Annotated in this window: 15 protein-coding genes; 6 read left to right on the top strand and 9 right to left on the bottom strand. The window is 67.0% G+C overall.

The genetic code is table 11. The features are described 5' to 3' along the window. Window positions 1-35: 35 nt before the first annotated feature. The 3 genes from lon (at window position 36) to ribD (ending at window position 4,565) form a co-directional block, all read left to right on the top strand. Window positions 36-2,438: an endopeptidase La gene (gene lon / locus ACZ5MC_RS00460; RefSeq protein WP_306598285.1), complete on the top strand. Its 2,403-nt coding sequence runs from the start codon at window positions 36-38 to the stop codon at window positions 2,436-2,438. Between the two features lie 83 nt (window positions 2,439-2,521). Further along, the gene (gene ftsY / locus ACZ5MC_RS00455; RefSeq protein ID WP_306598284.1) at window positions 2,522-3,433 is read left to right on the top strand and encodes a signal recognition particle-docking protein FtsY; all 912 of its coding nucleotides are present in this window, start codon (window positions 2,522-2,524) and stop codon (window positions 3,431-3,433) included. After that, complete coding sequence (gene ribD, locus ACZ5MC_RS00450; RefSeq protein ID WP_464516823.1) at window positions 3,426-4,565, top strand: bifunctional diaminohydroxyphosphoribosylaminopyrimidine deaminase/5-amino-6-(5-phosphoribosylamino)uracil reductase RibD; 1,140 nt, start codon at window positions 3,426-3,428, stop codon at window positions 4,563-4,565. Before ftsY ends, ribD begins: the two co-directional genes overlap by 8 nt. Here the strand turns inward: ribD and thiS are convergent, their stop codons facing one another. The 9 genes from thiS to rpmH all read right to left on the bottom strand — a co-directional run bounded on the left by thiS (window position 4,566) and on the right by rpmH (window position 11,718). Next, window positions 4,566-4,766 carry a sulfur carrier protein ThiS gene (gene thiS / locus ACZ5MC_RS00445; RefSeq protein ID WP_306598282.1) on the bottom strand — a complete coding sequence of 67 codons (201 nt, stop codon included), beginning with the start codon at window positions 4,764-4,766 and terminating at the stop codon, window positions 4,566-4,568. A 3-nt stretch (window positions 4,767-4,769) separates the two neighbouring features. Continuing rightward, complete coding sequence (locus ACZ5MC_RS00440) at window positions 4,770-5,966, bottom strand: trans-sulfuration enzyme family protein (protein ID WP_306598281.1); 1,197 nt, start codon at window positions 5,964-5,966, stop codon at window positions 4,770-4,772. Between the two features lie 74 nt (window positions 5,967-6,040). Beyond that, complete coding sequence (locus ACZ5MC_RS00435; RefSeq protein WP_306598280.1) at window positions 6,041-6,319, bottom strand: hypothetical protein; 279 nt, start codon at window positions 6,317-6,319, stop codon at window positions 6,041-6,043. 9 nt (window positions 6,320-6,328) lie between these two features. Continuing rightward, window positions 6,329-7,783: an Asp-tRNA(Asn)/Glu-tRNA(Gln) amidotransferase subunit GatB gene (gene gatB, locus ACZ5MC_RS00430; protein ID WP_306598279.1), complete on the bottom strand. Its 1,455-nt coding sequence runs from the start codon at window positions 7,781-7,783 to the stop codon at window positions 6,329-6,331. 24 nt (window positions 7,784-7,807) lie between these two features. Beyond that, entirely contained in the window at window positions 7,808-9,112 is a 1,305-nt protein-coding gene (locus ACZ5MC_RS00425) for a tRNA modification GTPase (RefSeq protein WP_306598278.1), read from the bottom strand. A gap of 16 nt (window positions 9,113-9,128) precedes the next feature. After that, complete coding sequence (locus tag ACZ5MC_RS00420; RefSeq protein ID WP_306598277.1) at window positions 9,129-9,593, bottom strand: R3H domain-containing nucleic acid-binding protein; 465 nt, start codon at window positions 9,591-9,593, stop codon at window positions 9,129-9,131. A 12-nt stretch (window positions 9,594-9,605) separates the two neighbouring features. After that, window positions 9,606-11,213 carry a membrane protein insertase YidC gene (gene yidC, locus ACZ5MC_RS00415; RefSeq protein WP_306598276.1) on the bottom strand — a complete coding sequence of 536 codons (1,608 nt, stop codon included), beginning with the start codon at window positions 11,211-11,213 and terminating at the stop codon, window positions 9,606-9,608. Next, window positions 11,210-11,521, bottom strand: a complete 312-nt coding sequence (locus ACZ5MC_RS00410; protein ID WP_306598275.1) for a ribonuclease P protein component — start codon at window positions 11,519-11,521, stop codon at window positions 11,210-11,212. Before ACZ5MC_RS00410 ends, yidC begins: the two co-directional genes overlap by 4 nt. A gap of 62 nt (window positions 11,522-11,583) precedes the next feature. Next, window positions 11,584-11,718 carry a 50S ribosomal protein L34 gene (gene rpmH / locus ACZ5MC_RS00405; protein ID WP_005035876.1) on the bottom strand — a complete coding sequence of 45 codons (135 nt, stop codon included), beginning with the start codon at window positions 11,716-11,718 and terminating at the stop codon, window positions 11,584-11,586. A 221-nt stretch (window positions 11,719-11,939) separates the two neighbouring features. Between rpmH and dnaA the strand changes: the two genes are divergently transcribed. From dnaA to gyrB, 3 genes are all read left to right on the top strand, one after another. Further along, a complete protein-coding gene (dnaA, locus tag ACZ5MC_RS00400) occupies window positions 11,940-13,319 on the top strand; it encodes a chromosomal replication initiator protein DnaA (RefSeq protein WP_306598274.1) in 1,380 nt (459 codons plus the stop codon). A gap of 225 nt (window positions 13,320-13,544) precedes the next feature. Next, window positions 13,545-14,672 carry a DNA polymerase III subunit beta gene (gene dnaN / locus ACZ5MC_RS00395; protein ID WP_306598273.1) on the top strand — a complete coding sequence of 376 codons (1,128 nt, stop codon included), beginning with the start codon at window positions 13,545-13,547 and terminating at the stop codon, window positions 14,670-14,672. A 35-nt stretch (window positions 14,673-14,707) separates the two neighbouring features. After that, on the top strand, window positions 14,708-17,215 hold the full coding sequence (gene gyrB, locus ACZ5MC_RS00390; protein WP_464516822.1) for a DNA topoisomerase (ATP-hydrolyzing) subunit B: 2,508 nt from the start codon (window positions 14,708-14,710) through the stop codon (window positions 17,213-17,215). The last annotated feature ends 6 nt before the right edge of the window (window positions 17,216-17,221 follow it).

The following is a 17,221-nucleotide window of genomic DNA, read 5'->3' as shown; positions in this document are numbered from 1 at the left end:
GCACATCAAGTTAAACTGAGACATCGAGGTATCCCGTGGCCGAAGAAATCCTAGCCCCCCAGGTCGTTGACGAGTCCCCCAAGATCCCCGACGTGCTGCCCGTCCTGCCCCTCCGCGACGTGGTGGTCTACCCCTACGTGATCCTCCCCCTCTCCGTGAGCCGGGAGAAGTCCCTGCGGGCCGTGGACACCGCGCTGGTGGAGAACCGGATGATCCTTCTGCTGTCCCAGAAGCAGATGGAGATGGACGACCCGGGCCCGGAGGACCTCTACAAGGTGGGCACCGCGGCGCTGATCATGCGCGTCCTGAAGCTCCCCGACGGCCGCGTCCGGGCCCTGGTGCAGGGCCTCCAGCGCGTGCGCGTGGAGTACTTCACCGAGACCGAGAGCCAGTTCAAGGCCAAGGTGGAGGTGCTGTCCGAGTCGGAGATCTCCGAGCGGAACATCGAGCTGGACGCCCTCCTGCGCTCCGTGAAGCAGACGCTGGAGAAGGCCGTGGCCCTGGGCAAGAACCTGCCCCAGGAAGTGCTGGTCATCGCCTCCAACCTGGACAGCCCCGGACGCCTGGCGGACCTGGTGGCCTCCAACCTGGATCTCAAGCCCCCCCAGATGCAGGAGGTGCTGGAGATCGCCAACCCCACCCAGCGCCTGAAGCGCGTGAACGAACTGCTCATGAGGGAAATCGACCTGCTGGAAGTGCAGCAGAAGATCACCATGGAAGCCCGCGGCGAGATGGACAAGAGCCAGCGGGAGTACTACCTGCGCCAGCAGCTCAAGGCCATCCAGCAGGAACTGGGCGAAGGCAGCGAACTGGCCGAGGAGATCCAAGCCTTCCGCGACAAGATGGCCAAGATGAAGGTCCCGGAGGAGCCCCTCCTGGAGATCGACCGCAATTTGAAGAAGCTCGAGCGCATGCACCCCGACAGCAGCGAGACCGCCGTCACCCGCACCTACCTGGAGTGGATGACGGAAATGCCCTGGGGCACCATCACCGAGGACAACCTGGACCTCAAGGAGGCCAAGCGCATCCTGGACGAGGACCACTACGGCCTCGAGAAGATCAAGGACCGCCTGGTGGAGTACCTGGCGGTGCGCAAGCTCAACCCCGACCACAAGGGCACCATCCTCTGCTTCGTCGGCCCTCCGGGCACCGGCAAGACCTCCCTGGGCAAGAGCGTCGCCCGGGCCCTGGGCCGGAAGTTCAGCCGCATCTCCCTGGGCGGCGTCCATGACGAGAGCGAAGTGCGGGGCCACCGCCGAACCTACGTCGGGGCCATGCCCGGGCGGATCATCCAGGCGCTGCACCAGGTCAAGTCCATGAATCCCGTGATCATGCTGGACGAAGTGGACAAGATCGGGCGGGACATGCGGGGCGACCCCTCGGCCGCCCTCCTGGAAGTGCTGGACCCCGAGCAGAACCACACGTTCCGCGACCACTACATGAACGTGCCCATCGACCTCAGCCAGGTGCTCTTCCTCACCAACGCCAACGAGCTGGACCCCATCCAGCCCGCCTTCCGGGACCGCATGGAGATCATCCACCTCTCCAGCTACACCCTGGAGGAGAAGATCGGCATCGCCGAGCGCCACCTCATTCCCCGCCAGCTGGAGAAGAACGGCATCACCGACAAGCAGGTTACCTTCAGCCCCAAGGGCCTCCAGGCCATCATCACCGGCTACACCCGCGAGGCCGGCCTGCGCCAGCTGGAGCGGGAGATCGGCACCGTCTGCCGGAAGGTGGCCCGCAAGGTCGCCGAAGGCGACCTGAAGACGAAGATCACCCTCAGCGACAAGAACGTCCATGACCTCCTGGGCCCCGTGAAGCTGCTCCAGGACGAGCGGCTCAAGGCCCCCCGGGTGGGCGTGGTGACCGGCCTGGCCTGGACGTCCACGGGAGGCGAGGTGCTCTTCGTGGAAGCCCTCAAGATGCCCGGCAAGGGCGCCCTCGTGCTCACCGGCCAGCTGGGCGATGTCATGAAGGAAAGCGCCCAGGCGGCCCTGAGCTACATCCGCAGCCGCAGCGACGCCTTCGAGATCGACCCCGAAGTATTCCAGAAGAACGATCTCCACATCCACTTCCCCGAAGGGGCCATCCCCAAGGACGGCCCCAGCGCCGGCCTGGCCATCGCCACCGTGCTCCTGTCCGTCCTCAAGGGCCTGCCCGTGCTCAACACCTTCGCCATGACCGGGGAGATCGACCTCCGGGGCGAGGCCCTGCCCATCGGCGGCCTCAAGGAGAAGGCCCTGGCCGCCCTGCGCGTGGGGGTGAGGGAGATCATCATCCCCTTCGCCAACCAGAAGGACCTGGAGGAGATCGCCCCCGAGGTGCGCAAGAAGCTCCGGTTCCACCCCGTCAAGCACGTGGAGGAGGTCTTCGAGTTCGCCCTGGAAGGCTGGGTCCGCCCGGAAAAGCGCAAGAAGCCCCGCGCCCGGAAATGACCGTTCACCCCTAGCCTCCCTATTATCAAGCGATAGGGCGATGTTCCACATGGAACGGCGCACCCCGCCCCCCCGAGGTTCCTTTGAGTCTTTTCGGTAATCTGTTCAACAAATTCAAACAGGGTCTCCAGCGCACCCAGGAGCTGGTTCTGGCCCCCATGGGCCGGCTCCTGGGCCTGCGCCGCCTGGACGAGGACCAGCTGGAGGAACTGGAGGACCTGCTCCTCCAGGCCGACCTGGGCGTGCACGGCGTCAAGCGCCTCATGGACCGCCTCAGGTTCGAGATGAAGCGTTCCGGGGACATCGACCCCAAGGCCGTGCTCAAGGACGAGCTGCTGAAGATCCTGCGCCAGGTTCCCCCGCGGCCCTTCGCCAGCCAGGGAACCCAGGTGTGCCTCCTGGTGGGCGTGAACGGGGTGGGCAAGACCACCACCCTGGGCAAGCTCGCCGCCCACCTCAAGGAACGGGGGGAGGAGGTCCTCGTGGTCGCCGGCGACACCTTCCGGGCCGCCGCCATCGATCAGCTGGAGCTGTGGGGCAAGCGCGCGGGCGTTCCGGTCATCCGCAACCAGATGGGAGGCGACCCCGCCGCCATCGCCTACGACGGCGCCACCAGCGCCCTGGCCAAGGGCATCCCCTGGGTGCTGGTGGACACCGCCGGGCGGCTCCACACCAAGGACCATCTCATGCGGGAACTGGAGAAGATCCGCCGCAGCCTCCAGAAGGTCATCCCCGAGGCCCCGCACCGCGTGATCCTCATCCTGGACGCAACGACCGGCCAGAACGGCCTCGTCCAGGCCGAGGCCTTCAAGCAGGCCGCCGGCATCACGGACCTCATCCTCACGAAGCTGGACGGCAGCGCCAAGGGCGGCGTGGCCGTGGCCATCCTGGAACGTCTGAAGCTCCCCATCGCCTTCGTGGGCGTGGGCGAACAGGTGGACGACCTGATTCCCTTCGATCCCGAGACCTTCGTGGATGGCCTCCTCGATGTGTGAAGCACCCCGGCCCCTCACCGAGTTTCTTGCCTGGGAACTGGCCTGCGGCGGGCCCTTCCCGGATCCGGACACCCTGACGGGGGACGAGCATTTCATGGCTCTGGCCATCCGCCAGGGCATGTCGGGCGTGGGCCTCAGCAGCCCCAACCCGCCCGTGGGCTGCGTCCTCGTGCAGGATGGGACCGTCATCGGCCAGGGCGTCCACACGCGGGCCGGCGACCCCCACGGCGAGATCATGGCCCTCCGGGACGCGGAACTGAGGGACCAGGACACCCGGGGCGCCACGGCCTACGTGACGCTCGAGCCCTGCTGCCACCACGGCCGCACCCCCCCCTGCACCGACGCACTCATCCGCGCCGGCGTCACCCGGGTGGTTGTGGGCGTCAAGGACCCCAACCCCCGGGTCGACGGCGGGGGCATCGCCATCCTCCGGTCCCACGGCATCCAGGTGACGGAATCCGTCCTGGGGCTGGCCTGTTCCCGCTTCCACGCCCCCTTCTTCAAGCTGATCCGCACGGGCCTTCCCTGGGTGGTGCTCAAGTTGGCCCTGGGGGCCGACGGCTCGCTGGGGCCAGAAGGCCAGAGCACCCAGGTGACCTCCCCGGAAATCCAGAACCTCGCCCACGCCCTGCGCCGGGCCACCGAGGCCCTGGTCGTGGGCCGTTGGACCGTGGAGGTGGATGATCCCCGGCTCACCGACCGCTGGCCCCACCCTACCGCCCCCCATCGGCAGGCCCTGCGGGTGGTCCTGGACAGCCAGGGGCGGCTTCCCGGGACCCGCAAGGTATGGCTGCCCGTTGCCGGCCAACCCGTCCTGAGGGCCCTCGTGGAGGACTGTGCGCCCATCCGCGGCGTGGAGGACCTCCAGTTGCCCCCGGGCCCCGGAGGCATCAGCCTGAAGCACCTGCTCCACGAACTGGCGGCCCGGGGCGTCGGACGCGTCCTGTTCGAAGGCGGCGGCATCCTGGCCCGCCGCCTCCTGGAGGAAGGCCTTGTGGACGAGTTCCACCGCTTCGTCTCGGACGAACCCGCCCATGGCGCGCCGGTCAAGCTGGACGTGTCCCGGCTGGGCGTCCTGAGGGCCCGTTCCGCCTTCCCGGGCGGATCCTGGGACGTGCTGGCCGTGCTCTGATCAGCCCCCGCCCACCAGGCGGACCACTTCCAGGCTGTCCATGTCCTTCAGGGACGTGGTCCCGAAGCTGCCCTTGCGCACCACCACCCCGTTCAGCTCCACGGCGCTGCCGAAGGCCGGGAGCATGAGCCACTGGGCCAGGTCCGCCACCGTGCCCAGGTCGGGCGTCTCCCGTTCCTTGCCGTTGAGGATCAGCCGCACGTCCTACCTCGCCGCATCGGCGGCCAGGAACCCGGTCTCCAGGTCCGCCTTGAGGTCCGCCTCGTCCTCGATGCCCACGGAAAAGCGCAGGAGTCCGTCCGTGATCCCCAGCCGGGCCTTCACGTCGGGGGCCGTGCGCAGGTGGCTCATGCTGGCCGGGTGCTGGATGAGGCTTTCCACCCCGCCCAGGCTCACCGCCCGGGTGATGATCCCGAGGGCCTCGCAGAACCGTTGTCCGGCCACCAGGCCACCCCGCAGCTCGAAGCTCATCATGGCCCCGAAGCCGCCATGCATCTGCCGCGTGGCCACGTCGTGGCCCGGATGGTCCTTCGTGCCCGGGTAGTCCACCCGGGCGACCTGGGGCTGCCAAAGCAGCCAGGCGGCAAGGGACTGCGCGTTGTCGGAAGCCCGGCGCACCCGGAGGTAGAGGGTCTTCAGGCCCCGGTGCAGCAGCCACGCGGCGATGGGATCCAGGGTGGGACCCGTGAGCTTGGCCGTCGCCCAGCAGGCCGTGATATCGGCCTCGCTGCCGGCGATGACCCCGGCCACCAGGTCCGAGTGGCCGCCCAGGTACTTGGTGGCGCTGGAAATGCTCAGGTCGATGCCCAGTTCCACCGGCTTGGTGAAGATGGGGGTCGCGAAGGTGTTGTCGGCGACGGTTCGAACGCCCTTGCGCCTGCCAATGGCGGCGATGGCGGCCAGGTCCGTGACGGCCAGGGTGGGATTGGAGGGCGTCTCCGTCAGGATCAGCCGGGTCCGTTCCGTGACGGCCTCGTCCCATTCAGCCACATCCAGGGTATTGGCTACCCACGTGACCTTCAGGCCCTTGCGGGCCTCCCAGCGCCGCAGGAGCTGCTCGGTACCCAGGTACACGGCGGCCGGGGCCACCACGTGGTCGCCCGGCTGCAAGAAGGTTTCGAAGACCGTGGAGAAGGCACTCATGCCCGAGCTGGTCACGAGCGCACGCTCGGCCCCTTCAAGGGAGGCCACCACCTGCTGGACCTCGCTGAAATTGGGATTGCCCCACCGCGTATAGAACTGCGGCGGTTCGATGGCGTTCGCGAACTCCGCGCCCTCGGCGTTTTCCATGAGTTCGAAGACCGAGGTCTGGAAGATGGGCGTGGTCACGGAACGGGTTCCGTTGTGCCCCTTGCCGGCGTGGATGGCAGTCGTGCTCAGGCCCCAACCCTTCGGATCCATGCTTTACTCCCCAGGGGGCATTGGCGCGCCCCGCATCGCGGCCATGGTATCACCCCCAGGCAGCAGCCTCCATGTCACCTTGCCAGGCCGAACACCACCGACAGCGCGGCCACGGCCACGACGATGAGCACCACCAGCCGCCAGAGGGTCGGCTGCGGGTTGGGGTCCTCCCTGGAATGGGCCGCGGGGTCCTCCAGCGCCTCCCGCTCCAGTTCCGCCTCCAGGGTCTCCGGAGGTTCGGGGTGCGGCGGCACCAGGTCCCGGGAGGCCTGCCCCATGACCACGGATTTCCATGCATCCGGGTCGCCCCCGTGCGGCGGCCCTTCCCTGGGGTCCTCGGGCCGTTCCTCCATGGGGTCCTCCTACCGTGCCAGCGCTTCGTCGATGGCTTCGTTCACCAGCCTGGGATCGACCTGCCCCTTGCCGGCCTTCATGACCTGCCCCACCAGGAACCCCCGCAGGGCCACCTTCCCGGCGCGGAACTCCGCGACCTGGCCCGGGTGGGCCGCAAGCACCCCGTCCACCAGTTCCTGCACGGCGGCACGGTCCGTCACCTGCGCAAGCCCCCGGCTCCGCACCAGCCCGGCAGGGGTCCCCTCCCCCTTCAGCAGCGCAGGGAAGACCACCTCCTTGGCGGTATTCAGGTTGATGACGCCCTCCACCACCAGGCGGATCAGCTCGCCCAGGTGTTCGGGTGGCAATCCCAGCTCCTCGAGCCTTCCCGAGCCTTCGTTCAACGTCCGGCTCACTTCGCCCAGCATCCAGTTCGCGGCCTGCTTGCCGTTGCCGGAGCACCGGGCCACCTCCTCGAAGTAGGCCGCGAAGGCGGGCGTCTGGACCAGCATCCCGGCCTCGTAGGCGGTCAGGCCGTGCTGGGCCATGAACCGCCTGCAGCGGGCCTCCGGCAGCTCCGGCAGGGCCGCGCGCGCCGCCTCGATCTCCGTCCCGGTGAGGATCAGGGCAGGCAGGTCCGGCTCCGGGAAGTAGCGGTAGTCCATGGCCGCTTCCTTGCTCCGCTGGCTCCGGGTCTCGCCCTTGTCCGCGTCCCAGCCCCGGGTTTCCTGATCGAAGCGTTCGCCCTTTTCCAAAAGGGCCGTCTGCCGGGCGATCTCGTAGTCCAGGGCCATGCGCACGAACCGGAACGAATTGAGGTTCTTGATCTCCACCCGGGTGCCAAGGGGCTCCCCGGGACGCCGCACGCTGATATTGGCATCGGCGCGGAAGGACCCTTCCTCCAGGTTCCCGTCGCAGATGCCCAGGAACGTCACCAGCCGGTGGAGGGTCTTCAGGTAGTCCGAGGCCTCCTGGGCGCTGCGCAGGTCGGGCGCGCCCACGATCTCCAGGAGCGGCACCCCGGCCCGGTTCAGGTCCACCTGGGAATGCCGCCCGTGGGCATCGTGGATGGACTTCCCCGCGTCCTCCTCCAGGTGGGCGCGCTCGATGCCCGCCCGAACGGGGCCTTCGGATCCCCGCACCACCGGATCCCCCGGGATCATGACATGCCCGTTCTCGACGATGGCCACCGGCCCCTGGGTGATCTGGTAGCCCTTGGGCAGGTCGGGGTAGACGTACTGCTTGCGGTAGAAGGTGCTCCGAGGCTGAAGATCCGCGTCCACCGCCAGGCCGAGGCGCAGGGCGGCGGATACCGCCGCCGCGTTGAGCGCCGGGAGGGCCCCGGGCAGGCCCAGGCACACCGGGCACGTGCGGGAATTGGGTTCCCCACCGTAGGCATTGGGACAGCCGCAGAACATCTTTGACCGGGTCGACAGCTGGACGTGGACCTCCAGACCGATGACCGCCTCGAAACCAGGATTCATGTGGCACTCCGGATCCAGTCTAAGTCACTTCCCCAGGCAGAACCCTGAGAACAGCTGATCCAGGGAGGTCTCCGCCCGGTCCTCCCCGGTGAGCCGCGCCAGGAGGCCCCAGGCGCCTTGGAGCAGGGACGCGGCCAGCTCGGGGGGCGAGGCGGGTCCCAGCTGGCCCAGGAGGTCCATCTGCACCACCAGGTCATCGAGGATCCCGCGTTGCCGGGCCGTATCCAGCGCGCCCAGGCACGCGTCCGGCGCCAGGGCCCCCAGGAACCTCCGGCGGAGCGCCTCCGCCAGGGGTTCCAGGTCGCCCGCGGCCGCGGAGACGCAGGGATCTCCGCAGGGGTTTCCCCCCAGGTCCGACTGGTTGCGCACCGTGAGCACCTTGGCCCGGAAGGGCTCCAGCCGCTCCAGGATATCCGGGTCCGGTGCGGCGTCCGGCAGGGGCACCAGATGGAGGATCAGGTCCACCTGCTCCAGCACCTCCCGAACCCGGGCCACCCCCAGGCGCTCCACCGGGTCCTCGGCATGGCGCAGCCCCGCCGTGTCGAAAAGGTAGAGCGGGAGGCCCGCCCACTGGGCCCGCACCTCCAGCACGTCCCGGGTCGTGCCGGGAAGATCCGTCACGATGGCCCGGTCCTGGCCGGACATGGCGTTGAAAAGGGTGCTCTTCCCGGCGTTGGGCCGGCCCACCAGCGCGATCCGGATACCGTCCCGGAGCCACTTCGCCCCCGCCGCCCTGCCCTGTTCCACGTGGAACAGGGCGGCGGCCGGGGCCAGGGCGGCCTGCATGGCCTCCACATCCAGGCCGATGCCCTCGTCCTCCCCATAGTCCACGCTGGCCTCGGCCCGGGCCATCCAGGGGGCCAGGGCCGCCCTGGCCCCGGCGACCCAGGCCGGCACGCCGCCGCTCCGGGCCTGGGCCTGACGCAGCTGGGTGTCCGTGGCCGCGGCCACCAGATCCCGGAGGGCCTCCACCTCCAGGAGCGACTGCTTGCCGTTGAGCAGGGCCCGCCGGCTGAATTCGCCGGGCTCCGCCATGCGGATGCCCATCCCCCCCAGATGCTCCAGGAAGCGCCGCACCAGGAGAGGGTTGCCGTGCAGCTGGAATTCAACCAGGTCCTCGCCCGTGTAGCTTCCGGGCCCCGGAAAGTGGAGCACCAGGCAGCGCTCCCGGTAGCCGTCCCAGACAAGGGTCCGCAGGCCGGCCTGCCGGGCGGCAGGCAGGGTCACCAGGGGCCTTAGGCGATCAGCCAGCCCGGAACCCGAAACCCGCACCACGGCGATGGCCGAGGGCAGGAGCGGGGTCGCCGGGGCGCAGATGGGGTCGAGCATGCTGACCCCCGGGGGTCTAGACCCGGGATACCTTCAGGGCCTTGAAGGTGCCGGTGCCTTCGCTCTCCGTGGTGAAGCCGGGCTGCCGGCTGAGCACCAGGTGCACCCAGCGGCGCTCCCGGGGGCTCAGGGAGGCGAAGGTGTAGCTGCCCAGGGTCTTGGCCCGCTCGGCAGCCATTGCGGCCATGGCCACCACTTCCTTCATGCGGAAGAGGCGGAAGGACTGGACGTCCAGGTAGGCCTGCCGGTTCTCCTCCCGCTCCCCCTGGGCCTCGTGCACCAGGAACTGGAGGGCGTCCAGGCCGAGGCCCTTGTTGGCGGCAAGCCAATGGGCGTCCGGGCCATCCAGCACGATCCGGTTGGGGAAGAGCGTCTCGTCCCCGGAGGGGCCGGGCTCGGCGGTGACCTTCAGGCCCAGGTGGCCGCACAACTGGGCGACGCGTTCGGGAACCTGTTCAAGGGGCAAAGCGGCCTTGCGCATGTTTCCTCCGGATCAGACCACCACAGGCTGGGGTTTGTAGGACCGCATGACCAGCCAGGTCTGCAGGATGCCAATGAGGTTGAACATCAGGTAGTAGAGGCAGAGGCCCGAGGGGGTGGAGGCGAAGAAGAAGGTGAACATGACGGGCATCATGACCATCATCATCTTGCGCTGGGTGGGGTCGCCCACGGAAGGGGTCATGGCCTGCTGGACGATCATGGAGACGCCCATGAGGATGGGCAGGACGTAGAAGGGGTCCTGGGCGGAGAGGTCCTTGAGCCAGAACGCGAAGGGCGCGTGCCGCAGCTCGTAGACGGCGTTCAGCATGGACCAGAGGGCGAAGAACACGGGCATCTGGAGCACCATGGGCAGGCAGCCGCCCATGGGGTTGTGGCCGTTCTTCTTGTAGAAGGCCATCAGCTCCTTCTGCATCTCGGCCTTCTTGGCCATGTCGTTGCCGAACTTCTCGTACTTGGACTGGAGGGCCTTCTGGTGGGGCTCCAGCTCCTTCATGCGGATCATCTGGACGGTGGTCTTGGTGTTCAGGGGCCACAGGGCGCCGCGGATGACCAGGGTCAGCAGGACGATCGACCAGCCCCAGTTGGGCACCACCTGGTGGATGCCGCGCAGGATGAGGAAGAGCAGCTGGGCCACGAGGCCGAAGAAGCCGAAGTCCAGGATCTTCTGGAAGATCTTGCCGTCGGCGGGACGGCCCGGGGCGTGGAAGGCGCCCAGCTCCTCGGCCTGCTTGGGGCCCAGGTAGAGGCGGGCCGAGGCGTTGCCGGAAGCGTCGGGAAGGAGGTTGTAGCCCTGGGCCGCATCGCGCACGGTGGTCGCCGAAGCGTCCCAGATGGCGGCGAAATACCAGGCCCGCTGGCCCTTGGAGCTCAGGTCCACGCCGGCGTCCATGCCCAGCTTGGAGGAGGCGGGGGGAAGGACCTTGCGCTTGGCGCCCACGAAGCTGAAGAAGGGATCCTTCATCATGTCGGTCCAGGCGACGTCGTTGACGCCCTTGGCGTCAAGGGTGAACACCCGGCCCAAGCTGTGCACATTCAATAGATTGGAGGGCATGGGAAGGAGGTTCAGGCCGGCGCCCCGGGGGCTTGACCAGCGCATCTCGACCACATGTCCCTTGTCGGGCACCAGGTAGGTGAGCCTGTCCCCCTGGGTGGAAGTGAAGACGACATTCCGTCCGCCTTCCACGGAAGTCACCACGGGTTCGCCTTCGAAGCGGGTCTGGAAGGCGCTGCCCAGTCCGGGGAAGTCCAGGGAGACCTCATGGCCGTCCTTGTCCTTGCGGGCCTCGGGAAGGAAGGGGGTGCCGTCCTTCCATTCGACCTGCACGAGGGCGCCGTCCTGCTTGCGCCAGGTGAGACCGAGGGCGGAGGTCTTGAGGGTGAACCGGGCCTGGGGATCCACGGCGCCCGCAGCCGGAATGGCAGCTGTGGCGGCCGAAGGGACGGGCATCGCCGGAGCGGCGGGAGCCGGGTTGGCCGTCTGGGCCATCTTCACCACCGGGGGCACCGGCTTCGGAGGATAGAACTTGTTCATGGCGTAGTTGTAGCCCACCAGCATGAGGATGCTGGCGACAACGAAGATCACCATATTCCGGTTGTTCATCGGGATTCCCAACGGCTCAGGGCCAGACGGATCTGGCCGACGATTTCCAGGTACGAGAATGGGCAGCCCTTCTTGGCGCTGCGTGCGGGACGGACCCACACCACGCCGAGGCTGCCTCCTAAGGAAGGTTGTTCACGAAGCACGTGCAGGAAAGCCATCCGGACCCTGCGCCTGAACCGGTTCCTCTGCACGGCGCGCCCCTGCTTGCGGGACGCGTTGACGAGGAGCATGGGCTCGACGCCTACGGCCGTGCGCCACACCCGGACGTCCAAAGCCTGCTCCTTGCCCAGCAGCGGGCGGGGAACCACTTCGGGGACCGCGTGATCCTGGCGCCGCACGACCCGATAGGTCCCGGCCACCCTCATGGCACTTAGAGTGCGAGGACGTGCCGGCCCTTGGCGCGCCGGCGCTTGAGCACCAGACGGCCGTTCTTGGTCTTCATGCGGGAGAGGAAGCCGTGCGTCTTGGCGCGGCGACGGTTGTTGGGCTGAAAGGTCCGCTTCATGATCCACCTCATGGCCCCATCCGGAGGGAAAGGGCGAACCTTTGAGGCTACCAGCAGGTCTTCGATCTCTCAACCCCAAAGAGAGGTCCCAACCTCCGGTTCCAGGTGATAAAGTAGTTCTCCCGAATCCAGACCGGAGTTCCGGGACCAACCCGACGCCAGGCCCGCAGCGGTTTTCCGCTTCGGGCAGCGCGGGTTCACCATCGAAAAAAGGGCCTCCCATGCAAACGAACGATTCACACGCTCTCTGGGAAACCCTTCGCAAAGGCCTGGCCACCCATCTCCCCGAGCGCACCTTCCATGACTGGATCGAGCCGTGCAAGGCCGTCAACTTCGACGGCACGACCCTCCTGATCCAGGTGCCGTCGCCCTCCGCGCGGATCTGGATCGAGCAGCAGCTTGCCGAGGAGTTCCACGACGTCCTCGTCCAGTGCGACCTGGCCAACCTCCGCCTGGCCTTCATGGTCGCGGGCGACGCCAAGGCCCCGGTCCAGCCCGCCAAGGGCAAGGGCGCGCACCCCGCCGTCCAGGAGACACCCCTGGACTCGCCCTTCCCCCAGGGCTTCCACCGCTACACCCTCGACCGTTTCGTGGTGGGCCCCAGCAGCCAGCTGGCCTTCGCCGCCGCCAACGCCGTGGTCGAGAGCCACGGCAAGCCCAATTCAACCCTCAACATGAACCCCCTCTTCATCTATGGAGGCTCCGGGCTGGGCAAGACCCACCTGATGATCGGCATCGGCAAGGGCATCCTCGCCAAGGCGCCCAACCTCCGGGTGGCCTACCTCAAGGTGGACAACTTCTTCAACGAGCTCACCATCGCCATCCGGGCCAAGAACACCGAGCCCATGCGCAAGAAATACCAGCAGAACGACCTGCTGCTCCTGGACGACGTGCAGACCCTGGGCAAGATGGAGCGCACCCAGGAGGAGATCTTCTACATCCTCGAATACCTCCTCCAGTACGGCAAACAGATCGTCATCACCTCCGACAAGCCGCCCCAGCGGCTCGAGGGCCTCCACGACCGCCTCATCACGCGCTGCAAATGGGGCCTCACGGCCGATATCCAGCCCCCCGACTTCGAGACCCGGGTGGCGATCCTGCGCAAGAAGCTCGACGACGAGGTCTTCAAGGACCTTCCCGAGGTGCCCGAGGACGTCATCACCTTCATCGCCCACAAGGCCAAGGGCAGCGTGCGCGACCTGGAGGGCCTGCTCACCCGCGTGGTGTTCCAGAGCAGCTTCCTCGGCGTCTCCCCCAGCCTTGGGGTGGCCCAGGAGGCCTTCCTGGGGCAGACGGGCTCCGAGGCCACCGCCTCCATCTCCATGGAGCGCATCTGCCGGATGACCGCGGAGACCTTCAACATCTCCTTCAGCGACCTCATGAAGAAGAAGACCCGCCAGCAGGTCATCCTCCTGCCCCGCCAGGTGGCCATGTACCTGTCGCGCGAACTCACCGCCGCCTCCTTCACCGAAATCGGCAACAGTTTCAACGGCATGCACCATTCCACGGTCATGAACGCCCTGGACTCGGTGAAGAACCGCATGCAGAAGGATGCCGATTTCCACAAGCTGGTGCACTCCCTGCTCAACAGCATCCAATGATATTAAAGATCTTAAGTTACGTTTCCACACTCCGGGCCCGACCCCCCTGTGGATCCGCTGCGGAGAAGGCCCGCCCAGGGTGATCCCCTTCCGGGCTCGGGCCCGCAATCCGCATCACCGCCTCCGAGACCCACACCTGCCCAGAGGCGTCCTTTCCAGATACACTAAGGGTTTGACTGTCATTTCCGCAGGTTGGCCCGCCACTCAGCATAATCAGGGTGAATCATGAACTTTCAAGTACAGGTTTCCAAGGAACGTCTTGATAAGACGCTCGGGATACTCAAGCACGCGCTGGAACGCCGGGTGACGCTGCCCATCCTCCAGCACGTCCTGGTGGAAGTTCAGGACCACGAGATGACACTGAAGGCCACCGACATGGAACTGGCCTTCGAGGCCGTCATCCCCGTCGAGGGGCGCGGCAACCGGACCGTCGCCATCCCCGGCAAGAAGTTCGTGGAGACCGTGAGGGTCTACCCCGACGGCCTGCTCACCCTGGAGTGGCCCGATACCGGCAACCGCATCTGGCTGCGCGCCAAGGGCTTCAACTCGGAGCACAACATCCAGCCCGGCGAAGGCTTCCCGGAGCTGCCCAAGCCCGAGGCCGGCCTTCCCAGCGTCGTCGTGCCTTCCGCCCTGTTCCGCAAGGCGATCAACCTCGGTTCGATCTCCGTGAGCAAGGACGCCACCAAGCCCGCGCTTTCGGGCGTGCTCCTGCACATGGGCCGCAAGTTCATCCGCGTCGTCTCGACGGACGGGTTCCGCCTGGCGGTGGTGGAAGTCCCCATGGAGACGGGCCTCGAGGCCGACGCCCGCATCATCGTCCCCCGGCGCGCCCTGGACCTCCTGCCCTCGAGCCTGGGCGACGACGGACACCTCACCCTCTCCTGGGACGAGCGCAGCCTCTTCATGGACCAGCCCGGCCTCAAGTTCTCCACCCGGCGGGTCACGGGCAACTACCCCGCCTACGAGAAGGTCCTGCCCTCCGAACTGCCCCGCAAGGTCATCGTCGACCGGGAGGACTTCCTCAAGACGCTGCGGGTCGTCGGCCTGAAGAAGGACGACTACAACAAGAACGTGCGGCTTTTCTTCGAATTCCCGAACCTGCGCGTCTTCTTCCAGCATCCCGACGAAGGCGTCAACCAGGGCACCATCAGCTTCACCGGGGAGGAGAACCCCCTGGAGCTGGCCTTCAACATCGACTACCTCACCGAGCTCCTCGAGCGCATCCCCGGCGAGGAGGTCGTCTACCAGTTCAAGGACGATGTGGGACAGGGCATCTTCATGTCCCCCAGCATCGAGGATATGAGCTTCAGGTACATCCTGATGCCCGTTAAGTTCGCGAATCCCAGCTAGCCAACACCCCCTGAAACCAGGAAAAGCGAGTATTGATGACCGAAGAAGTTAGCAAGGCCAAACAGCAGGAAACGGAACCCACCTACACCGCCGACAACATCACCGTGCTGCGCGATCTGGAAGCCGTCCGGAAGCGCCCCGGCATGTACATCGGTGACACGGACGACGGCAGCGGCCTCCACCAGATGGTCTACGAGGTGGTGGACAACGCCGTGGACGAGGCCCTTGCGGGCTACTGCACCCGGGTGGACGTCTACATCCACGACGACGGCAGCTGCTCGGTGGAGGACAACGGCCGGGGCATCCCCACCGACCTCCACAAGGAGGAGAACCGGTCCGCGGCGGAAGTGATCATGACCGTCCTCCACGCCGGCGGAAAGTTCGACGACAACTCCTACAAGATCTCCGGCGGCCTCCACGGCGTCGGCGTCTCCTGCGTCAATGCCCTTTCCCGGCGCCTGTGGCTCACCATATGGCGCGACGGGAAGGAGCACGCCATGACCTTCACCCAGGGCAAGGCCGACGCCCCCCTGGCCCTCCTGGGGCCCACCACGCGCCGGGGCACCCGGGTGCGCTTCAAGCCCGACGAGGAGATCTTCCACCTCAAGCTCGACTTCTCCTTCGAGATCCTCAGCCAGCGCCTGCGGGAACTGAGCTACCTCAACAAGGGCGTCCACATCCGCATCACCGACGAGCGCAGCGGGGAGCATCACGACTTCTTCAACGCCGGCGGCATCGACGCCTTCGTGGAGCACCTGAACCGGAACAAGGCCGTCCTGCACAAGCCCCCCATCCATATCGAGGACACCAAGTCCGACATCGCGGTGGAAGTGAGCCTCCAGTGGAACGACACCTACCAGGAGACGCTCTACTGTTTCACCAACAACATCCGCAACCGCGACGGCGGCGCGCACCTCGAGGGGTTCCGCGCGGCAATGACTCGCGTTATCAATACTTACGCTGAGAAGAACAACCTGCTCAAGTCCGCCAAGGTCACGCTCTCGGGCGAGGACGTCCGGGAAGGGCTGACGGCGGTCATCTCGGCCAAGGTGCCCGATCCCAAGTTCAGCAGCCAGACCAAGGACAAGCTGGTCTCCAGTGAAGTGAAGGGCATCGTCCAGACCATCGTCTACGACCGCCTCACCAGCTTCTTCGAGGAGAACCCGAGGGAGGCCAAGGCCATCCTGGAAAAGGCCATCGAGGCGGCACGCGCCCGGGAGGCGGCCCGCAAGGCCCGCGAGCTCACCCGGCGCAAGGGCACGCTGGACAGCGCCGGGTTACCCGGCAAGCTGGCGGACTGCCAGGAGAAGGACCCGGCCCAGTCGGAGATCTTCCTGGTGGAGGGTGATTCGGCCGGCGGTTCGGCCAAGCAGGGTCGCGAACGGCGCACCCAGGCCATCCTCCCGCTCAAGGGCAAGGTCCTCAATGTCGAAAAGGCGCGGTTCGACCGGATCCTGGGCTCCAACGAGCTGCGGATCCTCATCCAGGCCCTCGGGACCGGCATCGGCGCCGAGGATTTCAAGGTGGAGAACCTCCGCTACCACAAGATCGTGCTCATGACCGACGCCGACGTGGACGGGGCCCACATCCGGACCCTGCTGCTGACCTTCTTCTACCGCCAGATGCCCGAGCTGGTGCTCCGCGGCCACCTGTACATCGCCCAGCCGCCGCTCTACAAGGTCAAGAAGGGCAAGCAGGAGCGGTATCTCAAGGACGAGCGGGCCCTCGAGGAGTACCTCTTCAACAAGGCCCTGGACGGCTGGGTCCTGACCCTGCCCGACGGCAGCGAGCACCAGGGGCCCGCCCTGGTCCGCGAAATGAAGAAGTGGGGCGAAGTCAAACACTTGTATGAAAAGCTGGACCGGCGCGGCTACGCCCGGCCCCTGGTGGACGCCCTCCTGGAGGACGGCCTGCTGGACGAGGCCCGCTTCGGGTCGGACGAGGATCTGGGGCAGCTCATGGTCCGGCTCCTGGCCAAGAAGCTCGGCGAATGCGAACTCGAGACCATCCCCGCCGAGGTGGTGGACGGGGTCACCCTCCCCGCCGTGCACCGCCTGCGCCTGACCCGCATGCACCTCTCCCGGCCCATCACCCTGTGGATCGATGAACAGGTCTCCCACTGGGGCGAGTTCCGCCGGCTGAAGGCCCTCCACACGGACCTGGCCACCTTCCAGGGGGGCGGCCTCAAGCTCCGCCGGAGCAATGCGCCCGCCGCCCCGGTGGAAGGCGAGGAACCCGAGGCGGGCATCACGACCAAATCCAAGGAACTCAGTTTCGCCAACGCCGAGGAGATGCTCGTCATGATCCTCGAGGAAGGCAAGCGGGGGCTCGGCATCCAGCGCTACAAGGGGCTGGGCGAGATGAACCCCGAGCAGCTGTGGGAGACGACCATGGATCCTACGCGGCGCACGCTGCTGCAGGTCCAGGTGGACGACGCGGTGGAGGCCGACGAGATCTTCACGATCCTCATGGGCGACACCGTGGAGCCCCGCAGGCGGTTCATCGAGAACAACGCCCTGCTGGCCGAGAACATCGACGTCTAAGTTCCC

The organism is Mesoterricola sp. JemC181 (assembly GCF_055384585.1).
This window is presented reverse-complemented; position numbering and strand designations above follow the sequence as displayed.